Raw genomic sequence first — 18,361 nt, forward strand, 5'->3', positions numbered from 1 at the left:
GCGTAGTAAAGGACCTTTTTGTTCGGGTTCTAGTGCGTACGCTCGTTGATTAATCAGTTCAATATTGTTTTCTTCTTCCTCGATTTTAATTACCAAAGGGTCTTGCAATAAAACGCGCTGTATACTTTCAATACTTGGGCTCAATGTGGCTGAAAACAGAAGGTTTTGTCGTTTTTTCGGTAATAATTGAAGGATTTTGTCCATTTCATCTTTAAAACCGAGGTTTAACATTTTATCCGCTTCATCTAATACAAGTGTATTAACAGCTGAAAGATGAACTGCGTTTGCGTCCAATAAATCAAGTAGTCTACCTGGAGTTGCAACCAATACACTAATGTTGTGGAGGTTTTTCATTTGAACATTTACCGAAGCACCTCCATAAACTGCCATAGTTTTACAGGGGAAGGGGAGTGCAGCGGTGAAAGCTTTATAAACATCAGCTACCTGAATGGCAAGCTCTCTAGTGGGTACTAATACCAACACTTTTGCATGTCTAACGGATGGCACTACAACATCTTCTTGCTTAATAAGGGTAGGAATCACGTAACTAGCAGTTTTCCCAGAACCCGTTTTTGCAATACCTAAAATATCCTTGCCATCTAATATTGCAGGAATAGCTTTGGATTGTATAGGGTAGGGCTTTGTGAAATTGAGTTGAGTCAATGCTGCACGTAAATATTTTGGAAGCCCTAAAGAAGAGAATGTCATATTTCTGAATTATAAAGTAGTACGAAGGTAGTGTGAAAAAGTCTGAAACTGATTGTTAATCTAGCTTAATGTATTTTGAAGTGAAAATAAACGGTCTAATTTTAAGAATCATTTTAATTGATTTCTTCTGGGCGTAATCACTCATTTATTATCATCTCTTTAGTTTTCGGTGCTACTTAAGTGTTGTAAAACCCAAGTATGTATGGTTTTAACGTCAAATTCTCTTTTATCAATTGTTTTAATCAAGGATGGTGAGTCATGTGAAGATTACTGAATCAGGTACTTTTTTCTTTTATCCAATTTTTCATTTCTTCCAAGGCAATCCCCAAATTTCCTATTTGACAGTGTTGATCTGCTTGTTCGGACTTAGTGAATATTCGTTCTGAAATTGAACGAGCATTGGTTAGTGCATTTTTTTGTTCATGCAATAATTTAAGGGGTTGAAAAGCATCATTTTCACCCGTAAGTAATAATACATCCTGATCAATTAAATGACTATGAATATGTTCTTTATTCATCTCCATCATCCATGTAACTGCATCATAAGGTTCGGTCTTGTTCTGAATGAATAATGCATTATTTACGGTGTGTTTAAGTGTACCAACATTCATTTTTAAACGAACAAAAAAGTTCGTCAGCTTTCTTTTTGTTAGGAACCATTTCGCTAAGTTTTGGTTGATTGAATTCGTCATTTCAAGCCAATCGTAAACCGGAGGCATGGCAATTACTCTTTTTATACGCTTTTCAAAGGCAGCGGCTCTCAGAATCCAATAACCTCCCATTGACAACCCTAAAGCAGTAACTTCATCCAGCTGAAAATAATCTAATACTACTTTGGTAGGTTTTTCATAGTCATGATCAAAGTACTGGTGGTATAATCTTCTACTTCCTCCTTGACCAGGTCCTTCAAAAGCAATAACGTCGTAACCGTTTTCTGAGAAATAATCCCAAATACAATAAAATTCTTCGATAAAAGCATCGAAACCGGGTATCCCTATTATGGTCCCTTTTACTGTTTTTGATTTTGATGGGATTTTTATGGTAGATAAAAAACTGTCTTTGTAGGGGACTTTATGTCTTTCAAAATTTTGGTCGGAAAATGCCTCATCAAAGGTTTCGACAAATTTTACATACGTCGGAATTTTTCTTTTATCAGAGGGTGCAATCAAAAATTCACTAGCCCTTAAATACGTAGCCGCGTTCTTTAAACGATGCTCTTGAACAGCCACTTTATAGGCCTTTTGAAATTCTTCAACATAATCTTCAAAGGTTCTGATTCTTGAACCAATATATTGTATGTCTTCTAATCTTGAATACCCAAGTGAGTACCATCTATTCAACTGATAGTTCAAGAATTTGTTTTTATGGAACTTATGATAACCTATGGGCAGTTTCATAATGAAGTTTTATTAAGAGTTAGACCTAATTTAGCGAATTTGTAGTGAATTGAAAAGTTGAGATGACAATGGGAAGTAGGTGTTTGGGAGGTGAGTTTATTTCAACTTTGAGGTTTGTCGGGATGATTTTGTTAGCAAGAGTATGCTCCTTTAATAACTATTCCATTTCTTGGCTCACACTTACAACTGTTTAATTCCCTATTTTTGCGTTCATGAAACGTGAGATCATAGTTACTGGAGATGGTTCTAAAACCATTCACTTGCCTGAGTTAAATGAAAATTACCACTCGCACCATGGAGCCTTGCAGGAAGCCCTGCATGTATTTATTCACCATGGTTTAGCCTTTAAAAATGAAGCTAAAAAGCTACGCATATTGGAAATTGGTTTTGGTACGGGGCTCAATGCTTTAATTACGCTGGATTACGCACGTGAATATGATTTAAAAGTAGAATACCACGGTTTAGAAGCTTATCCTGTAAGCAATGAAGAGCTTGAAGCGATGGACTATGTTTCTCTACCAGCCTTGGAAAAACTCAAAACGGAATATAGCCAAATCCATACGGCACCATGGGATACCTTGACAAAACTTAATCCTCATTTTTCTTTACACAAAATTGAACAGAAGTTAGAAGCTTATATGCCGGAAGCGGAAAGTATAGATCTCGTTTACTTTGACGCTTTTGGTCCGAGAGTTCAGGAAGAGATGTGGAGTGTTGAAGTTTTTGAAAAGTTGTTCAAAGGAATGACTAATGGTGGAGTACTGGTGACTTATTGTGCAAAAGGTCAAGTAAAACGCAATATGAAGGCAGCAGGTTTTATCATTGAAGCATTGCCAGGTCCTCCGGGAAAACGTGAAATGACAAGAGCTGTAAAGCCTTAAGCTTTTAGTAACTCAATACATCTTTTTGAGCCACCCATACTTTTTCTCCTGTCTTTAATTGAATTTGGAGAAAGTTCTCGTGCTGTGCTTTTACTTTGTAGCGTTGGTTCTGCTCGAGTTTTACTTCTGTTGGGTTTTTACCCGGTGAAATGTAAGTGGCAATGTCTGTATGCGGTGAAAAAGCAAATTCTGTGGCTACGAAATGTGCATGACTGTACTTTGCTGCCATGGTAGAAACCACAAGGAATAAGAAGGTGATAACAATACCGAATTGACCTATTTTTTTACGCGTTCCTTTTTGTGGCTGTAGGCTGAAGAAGATACTCAGACCTAAAAGCAAGGCGAAGAAGATACTTAAGTAACTCCAAGTGTTCGAAGAAAATTTAAATACAAAACGCCCAATCCACGAATAAGGGTGTTGCCAGTAACTTCCTTCGTTCATTTCCGAAAAGAGGTGAGAAGCATTGTAAATAGCATCTGTATTATTGGGCTCGTACTTCAACGTTTTTTCAAAGAAATAAAGCGCTTTTTCAGGATGCTCAAGCATAAGCTCACACAAAGCGATGTTGTATAGGTTTGCGCTGTTTTGCGTACTGTCCCAATCTTTTTCGAAGGCATTGATGGCCTTTTTGTAAGCTTTATCTTGATAATAAGCTACTCCCTGTTCAAAGTTCGCATGTACAAGACCAGCTAAAATGATGAAAGAAGCAAGGAGGAGTTGACGCATTAGAGTATTTCGTTTAATTCGTTAACAATTTGCGCGGTATTTTCTAACAACATTTCTTGATTTTCTCGCTCTAGTAACAAGCTGTATTTCGCCTCGTCACACTGGTTGAAAATAGATATGATACTTTGTTTTTGTTCCGCAGTACAGTTGAGTGTGTCTATATAACTACGCGTAACTTGCGCAGTGTCTATATTGCGTTTGTTGGCAATAAAGAGTTTGAGTGCGTGAGCTATCTCAACGTAGAATTCTTCTTGATTGTTCGCCGCTAAAGCAGCTTTAGCTTTGCTCAATTCATCAACGGCTAATTTTTTGGCTTGTTTCTTTTTCTGGTTAAGCGCAATGCTTTCTTCGTTTTCATTTCTGTATTTTACAAAGAACCCAAATACAAAAGCTAAAGAAATTGGGGTACCTACACCTGTCCAAAATAATCCAGAATTATAGAAGTCATTCTCCTTTTCATCACTTCTAACATCTACTAAAATTGTGCGTAAAGGTTCTTCAGCCTTTTCTTCTTTTTTCTTCTTGCTTTCTGGTAGGGCTATGCTTTCCCCTTTTGCTCTAATTTTTACTTTGTCACCCTCTACCTCAATGTATTTCTCTGTTTCAGGGTCGAAATAAGCAATTTTAACACCGGGTAATTTAAAACTCTTTCCTTGCAACACTTGAAGGTTATAAACAAAGGTTTTACTTCCCTCAGCCCCGCGTGTATTGAAGAAAATTGAATCGTGAATTTCAGGATCTCCGTATAATGTTAACCCTTTCGGTAATTCTAATTTTGGGGTTTCTATATTGTGTAAATTACCTGCTCCAGATATACGTACACGGTATTCAAAAACATCGCCAACTTTAAAGCTTTTACCTTCTGTTTTACAGTTTACTTTATAGTTACCTACAGCACCGATAAAGCTCGATGGAGCACCATCTGGCAATGGTTTAATAAGCACTTCAGAGCGGTTAGAGGTAATGATGCTACGTTGTGGACGATTACTGTTGTTTAACCTGTAATTGAAAGCGATTCTAAACGGCTCTAAATCGTATAGTCCTGACTGCTCTGGAAACAACAATACTTTTCCACCAGAAATAACCTCTATTTTCTTATTGTTTACAATTTCATCAGAACGTTGAAAACTACCTGGTGCTTGTAAATAATGTTCTTCCGCTGCACCTTCAAAAACAAAGCTTTGGTAATCAAGTAAGGTGAAAAGTTCCTGTTGGGCATAGAGTTTAGAAGATAAAATCAAAGGTTGACCTTCATATAGTTCTTTAGCAGATTGTTGTATGATACCAAAGAAATTCTGATCCATGTTATCCCCTGGATTCTCACTTGTCAAATTCACAGGTTCTACAACTTCTATTATGATGGTGTTAGAACTAATTTCTCCATTTTTAGTTTGAATTTTTACCGGTCCAATTTTGTATTTCCCTTTTTCCTTCACTACGTAAGTGGAAGTTTTCATATAGATCATAACGGCTTGACGCGTATTCATGTCTACATAGGATTGTTGGGAAGTTGAAGTGCCTCCTGCATCTAATAGTTCATCAGGGAAATCATATTCAAAATCATTTCCAGCATTGCTTTCTATGGCAACGCGGAAGGGTTCATTTTCTTCTACCTTTAGCGCTGATGTTTTAATCTTTACATAGGCAGATTGCGCTAGGGTGAAACTAGCGATGAACAATAAACTATATGTAAGGATGTGCTTTACCATCGTTTACCAGATTTTACTTTTTCTTGTTTTCCCCCTGAACCCATGCCACGTAGTTTACGTTTGGTATTCATTTCTTGTTTCATCAATTCATCTAAAAGTCGTTCCGTTTTTTTACTCGAAAGCTTATCACTTTGTTGAGGTGATGAATTAGAAGAGGAATTGTTTTGACTCTTTTGAGATTGACCGTCACCCTGTTTGGGTTGACCCTCTTTATTTTGCTGGTTTTGATTTTGTTGATTCTGTTGTTGCTGATTTTTATTTTGATCTTGCTGGTTTTGCTGATCTTGTTGTTTTTGGTTCTTCTGTTGTTCTTCCTCTTGCTTTTTCAACCTTCTTTTGGCCTCTGCAAGGTTGTAACGCGTTTCTTTAGCTGAAGGATTCATGCGTAAAGCATTTTTGTAATTCTCTATGGCTTCCGCATAGTTTTTATCCTTCATGTTGCAATTCCCCATGTTGTGGTAAAGGGCTGCTTTTTCCTCTTGAGATTTTGCATCTTGCAATTGATTGTAAAAGTTCTCAGCGGCTTCTTTGAATTCACCTTTTCTGTAGGCAGCGCGAGAAATCTCTCTGGAAATATCGATGTTTTCCGGTGCTTGTTGCTGCGCAGTAATAAAGTGGTTGTAAGCTTCTTGATATTTACCTTCTTCGTATAATCTATTGCCTTCTCTAAATTCTTCACGCCATTGTTGCGCGTTAACGGTACACGACAACAGGAGAAAAGTAAAGACTGCTATAAATTTCAAATTAACCACGCTTTAATTGTTGTTTTTCAAGTTCTTGTATTCCTAAAAAGAGTAGAATCATAACAACAGCTACAAACATAAAAAACTGATAATGATTCTTCTTAATTTCTAACTCCAATTCTACGGTATTCGTTGGTTCGTTGGTGTTAAAATCTGCTAAAAGTGAATGTATATTTGGGAATTCGTCATCTGAGAGCACAAATTTACCGTCTGCGCGATCAGAAAGATCTTGAATCATGTTTTTGTCGAGCTTAGAAACGACACTTTTTCCATATTGATCTTTAAAATATTGTCGAGTTCTAGTACCCGGAATGGGTATGAGTCCACCCGAGCTAGATCCTAATCCTAAAATTTGTAATTCAATTCCTCTTCGGTCTAATTCTTTTAAAGTATTATCTATTCCACCTTCGTGGTCTTCTCCATCAGTGATAAGAACAATGATCTTTTTGGTTTCCTTCTTTTCGCTGAAGAAATCTTTGCTTAAATCCAATGCTAATCCAATGTTTGTTCCCTGGTTGGAAATCAGGTCTGAATACAATTCCTCTGTGTACATTTTAGCAGCTCCTATATCTGCCGTTAAGGGGAGTTGAGGATAAGCGCTTCCTGCAAATATTACCATTCCAACTTTATTGCTGCCGGACATGTTAATGTATTGAGTAATGGCGTTTTTAGCAGCAGTTAAACGTGATTCGCCCCCGCTCATGTCTTCGGTGTTCATGGAGTTGGAGATATCTACGGCAAATACAATTTCTGAGTCATTCACCCTAAGTTTAGCCTTCTGCGTTCCAAAAGAGGGTTGCATGGCGGCTATAACTCCAAATACCAAGGCAGACCTTAGCAAGAAAAGTTTAAGGAGGGTATATGTGATGGAAATGGGAGGGAACTGTCCGTTATTTCGGATGCCCATTCGCGTTCTAATTTTGTTAGACCTTCTTAAAATAAACCAAACGAAAGCGTAGAAGATAGGTAGCCCAAAGAAGAAGTATCCATAGTTAGGCGTCTTAAACACCAAACTCTCGCTTCCGCTAAAAGAGGTGAACCCACCAAAGTTTTCCACCACCCAAAAGGCTAATCCCCAAAATAGGAGTTCGAACCCAATTAAAGGAAGAAAAATCAGTTGAAGTTTATATGTTAAACGTTGCTTATCCAATGGCTTCAAAGAAAAATTTGCGTACAACCCATGCAAGGGTAATTAAAAATAAACCTGTTAAAATAAAGGGAAGTGGAACAGTTGGCGGTTCTTGTTGAATGTAGTTGTCTATCAACTTGCGCGTTTCCATTTTCTCTATTTTGTCGTAGATTTCTATCAAAGAATTTTTATCCTTTGCTCTAAAATATTTTCCACCTGTGATATCGGCAATTTTTTCGAGCGTCTTTTCATCTATATCACTTGAGAAAAGCTGACTACTAAAGAAACCTCCAATGTTTTGATCTCCGCCCACACCTATGGTGTAAACGGTGATGTCCTTTTGCTTGGCTAGTTCTGCAGCTTCTAATGGAGATAGTTCTCCTCGGTTGGAAGCACCGTCTGTAAGTAGAATAATTACTTTCGATTCCAAACTATCACTTCTCAAACGGGTGACAGCTGTTCCTAAACCAGTTCCTATCGCTGTTCCATTAATTAAGTAGCCAGACTGAAGTTTGTCGATGCATTTTTTTAAAAAAGAATGGTTTCGTGTAGCAGGACAAGCAGTGTAGGCTTCTCCTTCGTATGCCACCAACCCTATCCTGTCGTTTTTTCTACCGTCAATAAAATCTTTAGCCACTGATTTTGCAGCCTCAAGACGGTTGGGGAGGAAGTCAGTTTGCATCATACTACCGGAGATGTCCATAGCTAAGATAATATCTATACCCTCTGAAAACTCATCTTCTTGGTTTTTTGGAGCTCCAAGGGGTTGCGCTAAGGCAATGATGAAAGCAGCTACACCGAGTAAGAATGTGATATGTACCGCCCAATGCAAAAGTTGAGGAGCAAATCCATCCAACTTTTCAATTTGATGAATGTCTAAACTCGTTTTAAAATCACCTTTTTCTTTCTTGCTGTTAACTACCAACCACACAAAATAGATGGGGACAATAAGTAATAGCCACAGCCAATTAGGCGAAAGGAAAGTGTAATTCCAAAAGTCGATATGTATCCAAGCAAACATGTTATTGATCTTCGATTTTTAATTCAACATCTGCTATTTCAGAAACAATTTGCTTGGCTTTATTACCCGTGCGGAGTATGTCTTCCAAGGATGGTTTTGATTGGGCAAATTTTACCATATCAGATTGAGACAAAAGCGTGATGATAGTAGAAATTGTATCATCCGACAAGTCTCGGTGTATCAAATCCATTTTACTTTCATGGGTTGTTTTATCCATGAAGTTGGAATTATAATGCCTACTTAAAAATGCTCGTACAATAATGGAGAGTTGATAATAATATTCTTTAAGGTCTTTTTCGTAAAGTTGACTTTCTTCTAATTCTTTTATGGCCTTTAAAGCACTTTCTTTTGGACTCAATCGTGTAATGACACGTTCCATTTTAGGGTCAACGGGCGATTTTCTTAATTGTAAAATGATCAGTACAACTAGAAGAACTAAAATAAAGGTAATCCACCACCAGTGCTTAATAATGAAGATTAACCAAGATGGCTTTGCTTCTTCTAGTTGCGTAGATAACTCTTTGATGTCGTAAATATCTTTTGTTCCATCAGCAATAGGACTGTTTACTTCTACAATGACAGGATTGAAATAAAAAGTGCTATCCTGAAACCTCAGGTATTGATCACTGATGATGACATAGGCAGAATCCCAAGCGATGAGTTCATATTTACCCATCCAGTGATACGAGTTTTTCTCTTGATAAGTGGTGTCAGAGAAAGGTGTGCTTATTTCTAATTCGTAATTTTTATTATTTACACTTACACCGTTGGCTTGTGTTATTTTTCCAATTAAAATGTTTTTAGCTGCATCATAATTAAGACTATCAATAGGAAGGTTACTTGTGAAACTTAAGGTTAGCACAAAAGGCTCACCAATTTCAACCTTGGACTTATCTACTGACAAATGCGTTTGTTGTGCATGTAGTTGCACAGAACAAATTATTAAAAATGATATGTAGATGAAATATCTCATTTTGCACGTCTTTGAAAAAGGGCAATTAATGCTTCTAGATAATGAGAGTCTGTAGAAATCGTTGCATGATCAATTCTTGCTTTACGCATTGCTTCTTCAAACTGTTTGCTTCTTCTGATATAGGCTTGCTTGTATTTCTCTTGAGCGGAAAAGGAGAAGGTATTCACCCATTTGTGTTTTCCGGTTTCAGCATCATACAATTTTGTGATACCTACTTTCGGTAATTCCCTTTCCAAAGGATCTTCAGTTTTAAGGGCTACAACATCATGTTTTTTGTTGGCGATTTTAAGACCATCTACGTATGCCGAATAATCAATGAAGTCACTAATAACGAAAGCTATACTTCTTTTTTTAATCACATTGCGGAAGTATTTTAATCCCTCATTGAGGTTAGTTCCTTTGCTTTTCGGTTGATAATCTATCATGTGTCGCAAGATCATCATACAATGGGCCTTTCCTTTTTTGGGAGGAATAAATTTTTCTACTTCATCACTAATGAAAATAGCACCTACCTTGTCGTTATTGGCTACTGCAGAGAAAGCCAAAACGGCAACAATCTCTAACATGAGCTCCTTTTTCGTACGCTCTTTTTGTCCAAAATTATTGGATTCTGAAATATCGATGAGTAGCATGATATTTAGCTCGCGCTCTTCCTCAAAAACTTTAATAAAGGGAGAATTAAAACGGGCTGTTACATTCCAATCTAAACTTCTTACATCATCGCCATAATGGTAATCTCTTACCTCAGAAAACGCCATACCACGTCCCTTAAAGGCAGAATGATATTCTCCCGAAAAGACCTGTTTGGTTAAACCACGCGTTTTAAGCTCTATGGTTTTTACTTTTTTAAGAAGTTCTTTCGTATCCATTAAGGTACGTCTATGCGATTTAAGATTTTTTCAACAATGTCTCTTGGTCCAATTTCTTCAGCTTCGGCCTCGTACGTTAAACCTATACGGTGTTGTAAAACATCAGGAGCTATGGCTCTAATATCCTCAGGAATCACATAGGCTCTTCCGTTTAAAAAGGCATAAGCTTTAGCTGCTCTTGCTAAGTTAATACTCGCTCTTGGCGAACCACCGAAACTAATGAGTGGAGCTAAATTACTCAAGTCGTAATCTCCCGGGTTTCTTGTAGCAAATACAATGTCTACAATGTAGTTCTCTATTTTTTCATCCAAGTACACATCTTTGACCAATTCGCGCAAACGAATAATGTCCTCAGGTTTTAATACACGGTCTATTTTACTCAAACCTTCTTTGCGAATGTTGGAACGTATGATGAGTTTTTCTTCTTCTTTCTTAGGGTAATCTAAAAAGACTTTTAGCATGAAACGGTCTACCTGTGCCTCGGGTAAAGGGTAGGTCCCTTCTTGTTCTACCGGGTTTTGTGTCGCCATTACTAAGAAAGGAGAAGGTAGTTGAAAGGTTTCATCACCTATCGTTACTTGCTTTTCTTGCATGGCTTCCAAAAGGGCAGATTGAACCTTTGCCGGAGCCCTATTGATTTCATCTGCTAATATAAAATTAGCGAATATGGGGCCTTTATTAACAGAGAATTGCTGATCTTTTTGATTGTAGATCATGGTTCCTGTAACATCGGCGGGTAATAAATCGGGAGTAAACTGAATTCTGCTGAATTGAGCTGCAATAGCGTCAGACAGTGTTTTGATGGCAAGTGTTTTCGCCAATCCTGGTACACCCTCTAGGAGAATGTGACCGTCTGCCAGTAAAGCAACCAATAGTTTTTCAACCATGTTGCTTTGTCCAACAATAACTTTAGAGATTTCATCTTTCAAAAGGTTGGTATAAACAATCTCTTGTTTTATTTTCTCTGTCAATTGGCGTATGCTTTCCGCCGGTGATAAAGTTGTGCTGGTACTATCTTCCATCTTCTTTCGTCTTTAATTACAAAAATGTAGATTGCCTTTGGAGTGTTTTTGCTTTTGCTGTTAATATTTGTTAACTTGTGTGAAACAAAATCAACCACCATGACAACCACTACAACGCGCACATGTAAGGAGTGCAGCCAGACCTTAAATGGTCGTAAGGATCAAAAGTTTTGTTCTGACTATTGTAGAAATGCCTACAATAATAAAAAGAACGGCGCGGTAAACAAACACGTTCGCCATATCAATGCCATTTTAAGAAAGAATAGAAGGATATTGGATGAGTTAAACCCTGGGGGTAAAATAACAGTGAGTTTAATGATGTTGGCCGAGCGGGGTTTCAATTTTCATTATTACACCAACACGTATACAACCAAGAAAGGAGCTGTCTATTTCTTTTGTTATGATAGAGGATATTTAAAAGTGGATCAAGAGAGTTATATTTTGGTGCGTAAACAAGAATATGTAAAATGATTTGTTGATAACCCTGAACCTGAATTTAAAGCTTGAAAAACAGTGTTTTTGAGTTCTCTATGCTGCTTGATTGTGAAAAAGTGAACTTTTTTTTCAACAAATTTTATCTAACCAAATAATTCATATATCTTTGCGCCCTGAAAATTCAATGTACTTAAAAGACACTGTAATGTCGAATATCAAAGGTAGAGTATCACAGGTAATTGGACCTGTAGTAGATGTAAGCTTCGAGAAGGGAGTAGAGCTTCCGAATATTTATGACGCACTTGAGGTGCCAAAAGCAAACGGAACAAAAGTAATCTTAGAGGTTCAATCACACGTAGGTGAGAACTCAGTTCGTACTATTGCGATGGATTCGTCTGACGGATTTACTAGAGGTATGGAAGTTGTGGCTACAGGTAGCCCAATTAAAATGCCTACTGGTGACGGAGTAAAAGGACGTTTATTTAACGTAGTAGGTGATTCAATCGATGGGATTGGTGATTTAGACAAATCAAATGGTATGTCTATCCACCGTGAAGCTCCAGCTTTCGATCAGTTATCTACAGCTACTGAGGTTCTTTTTACAGGGATTAAAGTAATCGACTTGATCGAGCCGTATGCAAAAGGAGGTAAGATTGGTTTATTCGGTGGTGCCGGAGTAGGTAAAACTGTATTGATCCAGGAGTTGATTAATAACATCGCGAAAGCATACTCAGGTTTATCTGTATTTGCTGGAGTAGGTGAGCGTACCAGAGAAGGTAACGACTTATTACGTGAGATGTTAGAGTCTGGAATTATCAAGTATGGTGAAGGATTCATGAAGTCTATGGAAGAAGGTGGATGGGATTTATCTCTTATCGACAGAGAAGAGATGAAAGATTCAAAAGCTGCTTTCGTATTCGGTCAGATGAATGAGCCTCCAGGAGCACGTGCTCGTGTTGCATTGTCGGGATTGACATTAGCTGAGTACTTCCGTGATGGTGATGGAGATGAAGCAGGTAAGGATATCTTATTCTTCGTTGATAACATTTTCCGTTTCACGCAAGCAGGTTCTGAGGTGTCAGCCTTATTAGGACGTATGCCATCAGCGGTAGGTTACCAACCAACATTGGCAACTGAGATGGGAGCTATGCAGGAGCGTATTACTTCTACAAAAAATGGTTCTATTACATCTGTACAGGCGGTTTACGTACCTGCGGATGACCTTACTGACCCTGCACCAGCGAACACTTTCGCTCACTTGGATGCAACAACAGTATTGTCTCGTAAGATTGCTGAGTTAGGTATTTACCCAGCGGTAGATCCATTAGAGTCTTCTTCAAGAATTCTTACGCCAACAATCGTAGGTGAAGAGCACTACGCTTGTGCACAAAGAGTACAGCAAACATTACAACGTTACAAAGAGCTTCAAGATATTATCGCGATCTTAGGTATGGATGAATTGTCTGAAGAAGATAAATTAATCGTACACAGAGCACGTAGAGTTCAACGTTTCTTATCTCAACCTTTCCACGTAGCTGAGCAGTTTACAGGATTGAAAGGTGTGTTGGTAGACATCAATGAAACTATCAAAGGATTTAACATGATCTTAGATGGTGAGATGGACCAGTACCCAGAGGCTGCTTTCAACTTGAAAGGAGATATCGAAGAGGTAAGAGCTGCAGGAGAGAAAATGCTTGCTGAAGCTTAATTAATAAGAAATAAGAGGGAGAGCAATCTCCCTTTTTAATATAAATTCTAGTTGCTATGCACTTAGATATAATTACACCGGAAAAGAAAATCTTCACAGGAGAAGTGGACGCCGTTCAAATGCCTGGAGTAGACGGACTTTTTCAAGTATTAGGAGGTCACGCCCCAATCATTTCTGCACTTGCTGAAGGATCTGTGAAAGTAGATTTAGCAAACAGTGATGTAGAGTTTAATGATTTAACTGGAGAGATCGAACGCGATACATCGCACGATAAAGTTATCCGAGTTAAAATTAAAGGAGGAGTGATGGAAATGATGAATGATAAAATCATCATCCTAGCCGAGTAATTGATACACAAGAAACTCAATAAATGAGGGGTCTGGTTCGCCAAATCCCTCTTTTTTGTTAAACAAAGTTAAGCTTGATCTAATTTATTGTTCTATTCTACAAGAGATATACTAAATTAGCCCCTTCAGGCAAATGAAATTATTTGTACCCAATGGATTTAATAAACCAAATAGACAAAACGAGAGTACCAGAACATATTGCTATTATCATGGATGGTAATGGGCGATGGGCCAAACAACAGGGCGAGATGCGTTTGTATGGACATAATTCTGGTGTGGGTGCAGTAAGAGAAGCTGTTAACGGTGCAGACGAATTAGGAGTGAAGTATTTGACGCTTTATACCTTTTCTACTGAAAACTGGAACCGTCCCAAAGAGGAGGTAGACGGTTTGATGAATCTTATGGTTCAAACCATTGCCAATGAGGTTGATGTATTGGACGAGAAAAATGTGAAACTAGAGATTATTGGAGATGAAGAAGGTTTGCCTTCGGATTGTAAAGATAGTTTGTCTGCGGCACGAGAAAGATTAAAAGATAACACAGGAGTAGTTCTTGTCTTGGCTATTAATTATAGTGCAAGGTGGGAAATGATAGAGGCCACTAAAAAAATCGCAAATCAAGTTAAGTCGGGAGATTTAGAAGTTGATGCGATCAATGAGAAAGTTATCTCAGGTGCTTTGTCTACTCAAAATATTCCAGATCCTGAATTGTTAATTAGAACTTCTGGAGAATACAGAATAAGCAACTTCCTATTATGGCAAATTGCTTATTCTGAATTGTATTTTATCGACACATTATGGCCTGACTTTAAACAAGAAAATCTGTTTGAAGCCGTTATAAATTATCAATCAAGAGAAAGAAGGTTCGGAAAAGTATCTGAACAATTAAGACCAGAGTAATTATATGCATAAACTAGTCACACTCCTTTTTACCTTAGCGGTAGTATTCACATCAATCGGGCAAGATATTAACTATAAAAACCCAAAAGAATACGAAATTGGTCCGGTTACTGTGCTTGGCGCAGACAACTTTGATCATACAGCCATCAAATTAATCGCTGGTTTACGTCAGGGAGACAAGATTACTATTCCAGGTGATGATATCAGTAATGCAATCAAAAAACTTTGGAATGAAGGACTCTTTTCAAATGTTGAAATTGTAAAGGAAAAAGTAATTGGAGATGTGATTTATTTAAGCATTGTGTTACAACCACGTGCTAAACTATCTCGCTTTAAATTTACGGGTGTAACTAAAAAGGAAGCAGATAAAATTAGAGAAGAGATAGGTCTTTTCTCGGGTAAGAATATTACCGAAAACCTAATCTTTCAAACTGAAAATAAAGTAGAACACTTCTTTAAAGACAAGGGATATTACTTAGTGGAAGCAAACATCGTCCGCAAAGCGGATACTTTAATGACCAATTCAGAAATCTTTATCATCAATGTAAACAAGGGTGAGAAGATGAAGATTGGTGAACTAAACATTTCAGGTTTAGAAACGGTCAAAGAAGCGAAGCTAAGAAGAGCGATGAAGGATACAAAGCAAAAGGCTTTTTGGAGATTCTTCAAACGTTCTAAATTTATGAAAGTCGCTTATAAAAGAGATAAGTTGGCGATTACGAATAAATTGCAAGAAGAGGGCTTACGTGATGCAGAAATTGTAAGTGATAGTGTTTACGTTATTGATGATAAACACATCGGTATAGATATAAAAATTGACGAAGGAGAAAAATACTACTTCGGAAACATTACTTGGGTAGGGAACTCTAAGTACAGAACAGGTTATCTGGATACGGTTTTAGGTATCAAGTATGGTGATGTCTACAACAAAACTTTGTTAGAGCAACGTTTATTCCAAAGTATGGAGTCGAGAGATATTACTTCACTCTACATGGATAGAGGACACTTGTTCTTTCAGATTGTACCTATTGAAAAAGGTGTGGTGGATAATCACATCAATTATGAATTGAGAATAATTGAGGGGAAAGAAGCTACTATTGGTGATATTGTTGTTAAAGGGAATTACAAAACCAACGAACACGTTATTCGTCGTGAGTTGAGAATGAAGCCGGGTGATTTGTTTAATAGAAACGATATTATTCGTAGCCAAAGAGAATTATCTCAATTGGGGTATTTTGATCCTGAGCAAATGGACTTTATTCCGATTCCAAATCCCCAAGATGGAACAGTGGATATAGAAGTGGTTGTTAATGAAAAGTCTTCTGATCAGATTGAATTATCTGGGGGGTATGGTGCAAATACTTTGATCCTTACAGCCGGATTGTCGTTTAACAATTTTTCAGTACAAAACTTTTTTGATAAATCGGCTTGGTCTCCATTGCCAACGGGAGATGGTCAGCGTCTTTCTTTGAGAGCACAAACAAATGGTATGTTCTACCAAGCTTACAGTTTTTCATTTACGGAACCATGGTTGGGAGGTAAGAAACCAAACGCTTTGAGTTTTTGGATGAACAATAACTCTATTTCTGCTAGTGGTAACTTGTTGAGAACAGATGAAAACTACAGTGGTATTTCCATTACAGGTGTAGGTGTCGGTTTGCAAAGAAGAAAGAAAATTCCGGATGATTACTTTACTGCTTATTATGAAGTGGGATATAAGTATTTTGATGTAAGGAATTATACAAGTTTGGCCTTTAGTAATGGTTATTCAAATAATATTTATGGACAATACGTGTTATCTAGAAACTCAATCGATGCACCTATTTACCCTAGATCTGGTTCGAGATTAACGTTCACAGCGAAGGCATCTCTTCCTTACTCAATGTTTGATGGTGTGGATGACTACTCAAATTACTCTCAGCAAGATTTGGTTAGATTCAATGAATTCTACAAATTTAAAATGACGGGAGAATGGTACTTGCCATTAACTTCTGATAAGAAATTAGTATTAGCACCAAGATTCGGTATTGGATTTATGGGAGCATACAATCAGAGTAAAGGACTTTCGCCTTTCGATAGATTTAGTTTAGGAGGAAGTGGTTTAACCGGAGGAGTGAATGCTCAGGTGAATGGTACGGAGATTATTTCATTAAGAGGGTATGGAACAACAAGTACAATTGTGAGTTCTACAGTTGCCGATCCAATGATTGCTAAATACTCCGTTGAATTAAGGTATCCGATTTCATTAAATCCATCAGCAACGTTCTGGTTGTATGGTTTTGCTGAAGCAGGAAATACATACACAGCTTTGGATAAATTTAATCCTTTCAATGTGAAACGTTCTGTAGGTGTTGGTCTGAAGGTAAATATACCAATGATTGGTATGCTAGGATTTAACTATGGATGGGGATTAGATCCTTTAGATCCACACAGTGTAGGGTATAGAGATGGAAATGATGCTTTAAGAGCAAATGGTCAAATTCCTGGTGTTTTCCAATTCACGATTGGAACTAACATCGGAGATCTTTAATGCATCACAATAAAAATATTATTTTCGTCGTTCGACTGTCAAATAGAAAATTATGAGAACTTTAGCTTTATCACTTTTAATGGTTATTGGCACGGCCTTTGCTTCTTATGGTCAGAAGTACGGGTATATCGATTCAGACTTTATCTTGGAAAATATGCCAGAGTATGTTGAGGCCAAAGAGAAGTTGGATAAGTTTGCGAAGCGTTGGCAAAAAGAAATTCAGGATAGATACGTAGTTATCAAAAAGAAAAAAGATGAATTCGATAGAGTGGAGGCTGTGCTTCCCGATGAAGAAAGAGAAGCTCGTAAATTAGAAATTGAAACATTGGAAAACGAGACTTTGGAATTGCAGCAATTGCGTTTTGGAGTAAATGGAGACTTGTTCGCCAAAAGAAAAGAATTGATACAGCCCATTCAGGATAAAGTGTTTGAGGCATTGGAAAAAGTTGCTAGCAAGGGTAAATATGCGTTTGTATTTGATAAAGCAAATCAATCAAACCTTATATTTGCAGACCCAAAATACGATTTAAGTAAAAGGGTTCTAAGGGAATTAGGTGTTAGTATTAAATAGAATAAATAAGAATGAAAATGATGAAAAGATTATTAGTAGCGTTTGCAGTATTGTTGTTTACAGGTTTTGTTTCAGCGCAGAGTATTGCACATTGTGATTATGCAGCTGTATTTGATACAATGCCTTCTGCAATTCAGGCACAAAAGGATATTCAAGATTTAAGAGAAAGCTACGCGAAAGAATTAGAAGAAGATCAATTGAAATTACAAGAGGCGTATCAAAAATACCAAGTAGAAGGGTCTACGCTTTCTCCAGTTTTACGTCAGCGTGAGGAGAAAAGAATTCAAGATATGAGTGCAGCTTTAGATAAGAAGAGTCAGAATTACGATGCTGAATTGCAAAATTACTACAAGCAAGCGATGGCACCATTAAACGAATTAATGAACGAAGCAATTGAGAATGTAGCAAAAGCGAACAAGATTGATTACGTTCTAGATGAAAACTCTGTATTATTTGCAGGAGGAAGAGATATTACTGATTTAGTGATTGCAGAAGTATTGAAGTTGGATGTTCAGGAAACTCCTCCAGCTACTTCGCCAGCTCCAGTTGGACAATAAGAAAGAATTTTTAAATAACTTTGAGTCGAGTAAATTATTGCTCGACTTTTTTTATGCAAAAAAATCAGAAAGGATATATAGGTGTTTTTGATTCTGGGTACGGCGGTTTAACTGTACTTAAAGAGTTCAGAAAGC

18 protein-coding genes are annotated in these 18,361 nt (G+C 37.4%); 8 read left to right on the forward strand and 10 right to left on the reverse strand.

Annotated features, from left to right (window positions below; all coding sequences use genetic code 11):
• Nucleotides 1–708: DEAD/DEAH box helicase (locus R3333_RS04650; protein ID WP_318957559.1), on the reverse strand; the 708-nt coding region annotated here is incomplete at its 3' end.
• 275 nt (nt 709–983) lie between these two features.
• Nucleotides 984–2,105, reverse strand: coding sequence for an alpha/beta fold hydrolase (locus tag R3333_RS04655; protein ID WP_318957560.1), 1,122 nt, complete (start codon nt 2,103–2,105; stop codon nt 984–986).
• 212 nt (nt 2,106–2,317) lie between these two features.
• Here R3333_RS04655 and mnmD point away from each other — a divergent pair, with 212 nt between their 5' ends.
• Entirely contained in the window at nt 2,318–2,986 is a 669-nt protein-coding gene (mnmD, locus tag R3333_RS04660) for a tRNA (5-methylaminomethyl-2-thiouridine)(34)-methyltransferase MnmD (protein WP_318957561.1), read from the forward strand.
• 4 nt (nt 2,987–2,990) lie between these two features.
• Here mnmD and R3333_RS04665 read toward each other — a convergent pair whose 3' ends face one another.
• Genes R3333_RS04665 through R3333_RS04700 form a run of 8 tightly spaced genes read right to left on the reverse strand, consistent with a single transcriptional unit; the run spans nt 2,991 to nt 11,179 of the window.
• Nucleotides 2,991–3,713 carry a tetratricopeptide repeat protein gene (locus tag R3333_RS04665; RefSeq protein WP_318957563.1) on the reverse strand — a complete coding sequence of 241 codons (723 nt, stop codon included), beginning with the start codon at nt 3,711–3,713 and terminating at the stop codon, nt 2,991–2,993.
• Nucleotides 3,713–5,422, reverse strand: a complete 1,710-nt coding sequence (locus R3333_RS04670; protein ID WP_318957564.1) for a BatD family protein — start codon at nt 5,420–5,422, stop codon at nt 3,713–3,715. The genes R3333_RS04665 and R3333_RS04670 overlap by 1 nt, the downstream gene beginning before the upstream one ends.
• The gene (locus tag R3333_RS04675) at nt 5,416–6,165 is read right to left on the reverse strand and encodes a tetratricopeptide repeat protein (RefSeq protein ID WP_318957566.1); all 750 of its coding nucleotides are present in this window, start codon (nt 6,163–6,165) and stop codon (nt 5,416–5,418) included. Before R3333_RS04675 ends, R3333_RS04670 begins: the two co-directional genes overlap by 7 nt.
• A gap of 1 nt (nt 6,166) precedes the next feature.
• The gene (locus R3333_RS04680; protein ID WP_318957567.1) at nt 6,167–7,324 is read right to left on the reverse strand and encodes a VWA domain-containing protein; all 1,158 of its coding nucleotides are present in this window, start codon (nt 7,322–7,324) and stop codon (nt 6,167–6,169) included.
• Entirely contained in the window at nt 7,308–8,315 is a 1,008-nt protein-coding gene (locus tag R3333_RS04685; protein ID WP_318957569.1) for a VWA domain-containing protein, read from the reverse strand. Before R3333_RS04685 ends, R3333_RS04680 begins: the two co-directional genes overlap by 17 nt.
• A 1-nt stretch (nt 8,316) precedes the next feature.
• Nucleotides 8,317–9,288 carry a hypothetical protein gene (locus R3333_RS04690; protein ID WP_318957570.1) on the reverse strand — a complete coding sequence of 324 codons (972 nt, stop codon included), beginning with the start codon at nt 9,286–9,288 and terminating at the stop codon, nt 8,317–8,319.
• Complete coding sequence (locus tag R3333_RS04695) at nt 9,285–10,157, reverse strand: DUF58 domain-containing protein (RefSeq protein ID WP_318957571.1); 873 nt, start codon at nt 10,155–10,157, stop codon at nt 9,285–9,287. The genes R3333_RS04690 and R3333_RS04695 overlap by 4 nt, the downstream gene beginning before the upstream one ends.
• The gene (locus tag R3333_RS04700; RefSeq protein ID WP_318957572.1) at nt 10,157–11,179 is read right to left on the reverse strand and encodes a MoxR family ATPase; all 1,023 of its coding nucleotides are present in this window, start codon (nt 11,177–11,179) and stop codon (nt 10,157–10,159) included. The genes R3333_RS04695 and R3333_RS04700 overlap by 1 nt, the downstream gene beginning before the upstream one ends.
• A gap of 99 nt (nt 11,180–11,278) precedes the next feature.
• Between R3333_RS04700 and R3333_RS04705 the strand changes: the two genes are divergently transcribed.
• From R3333_RS04705 to R3333_RS04735, 7 genes are all read left to right on the forward strand, one after another.
• The gene (locus tag R3333_RS04705; protein WP_318957574.1) at nt 11,279–11,650 is read left to right on the forward strand and encodes a hypothetical protein; all 372 of its coding nucleotides are present in this window, start codon (nt 11,279–11,281) and stop codon (nt 11,648–11,650) included.
• Nucleotides 11,651–11,819: 169 nt separating this feature from the next.
• Entirely contained in the window at nt 11,820–13,322 is a 1,503-nt protein-coding gene (gene atpD / locus R3333_RS04710) for a F0F1 ATP synthase subunit beta (protein ID WP_318957576.1), read from the forward strand.
• 56 nt (nt 13,323–13,378) lie between these two features.
• Nucleotides 13,379–13,669 carry a hypothetical protein gene (locus R3333_RS04715; protein WP_318957578.1) on the forward strand — a complete coding sequence of 97 codons (291 nt, stop codon included), beginning with the start codon at nt 13,379–13,381 and terminating at the stop codon, nt 13,667–13,669.
• 152 nt (nt 13,670–13,821) lie between these two features.
• Nucleotides 13,822–14,568: an isoprenyl transferase gene (locus R3333_RS04720; RefSeq protein WP_318957579.1), complete on the forward strand. Its 747-nt coding sequence runs from the start codon at nt 13,822–13,824 to the stop codon at nt 14,566–14,568.
• A 4-nt stretch (nt 14,569–14,572) separates the two neighbouring features.
• Complete coding sequence (bamA, locus tag R3333_RS04725; protein WP_318957580.1) at nt 14,573–17,098, forward strand: outer membrane protein assembly factor BamA; 2,526 nt, start codon at nt 14,573–14,575, stop codon at nt 17,096–17,098.
• A 52-nt stretch (nt 17,099–17,150) separates the two neighbouring features.
• Nucleotides 17,151–17,669 carry an OmpH family outer membrane protein gene (locus tag R3333_RS04730; RefSeq protein ID WP_318957582.1) on the forward strand — a complete coding sequence of 173 codons (519 nt, stop codon included), beginning with the start codon at nt 17,151–17,153 and terminating at the stop codon, nt 17,667–17,669.
• A 17-nt stretch (nt 17,670–17,686) separates the two neighbouring features.
• Complete coding sequence (locus R3333_RS04735) at nt 17,687–18,226, forward strand: OmpH family outer membrane protein (protein WP_318957584.1); 540 nt, start codon at nt 17,687–17,689, stop codon at nt 18,224–18,226.
• Nucleotides 18,227–18,361 lie beyond the last annotated feature (135 nt).

The sequence above is a fragment of the Lishizhenia sp. genome, from assembly GCF_033720595.1.
In the GTDB taxonomy this organism is placed as follows: domain Bacteria; phylum Bacteroidota; class Bacteroidia; order Flavobacteriales_D; family Crocinitomicaceae; genus Lishizhenia.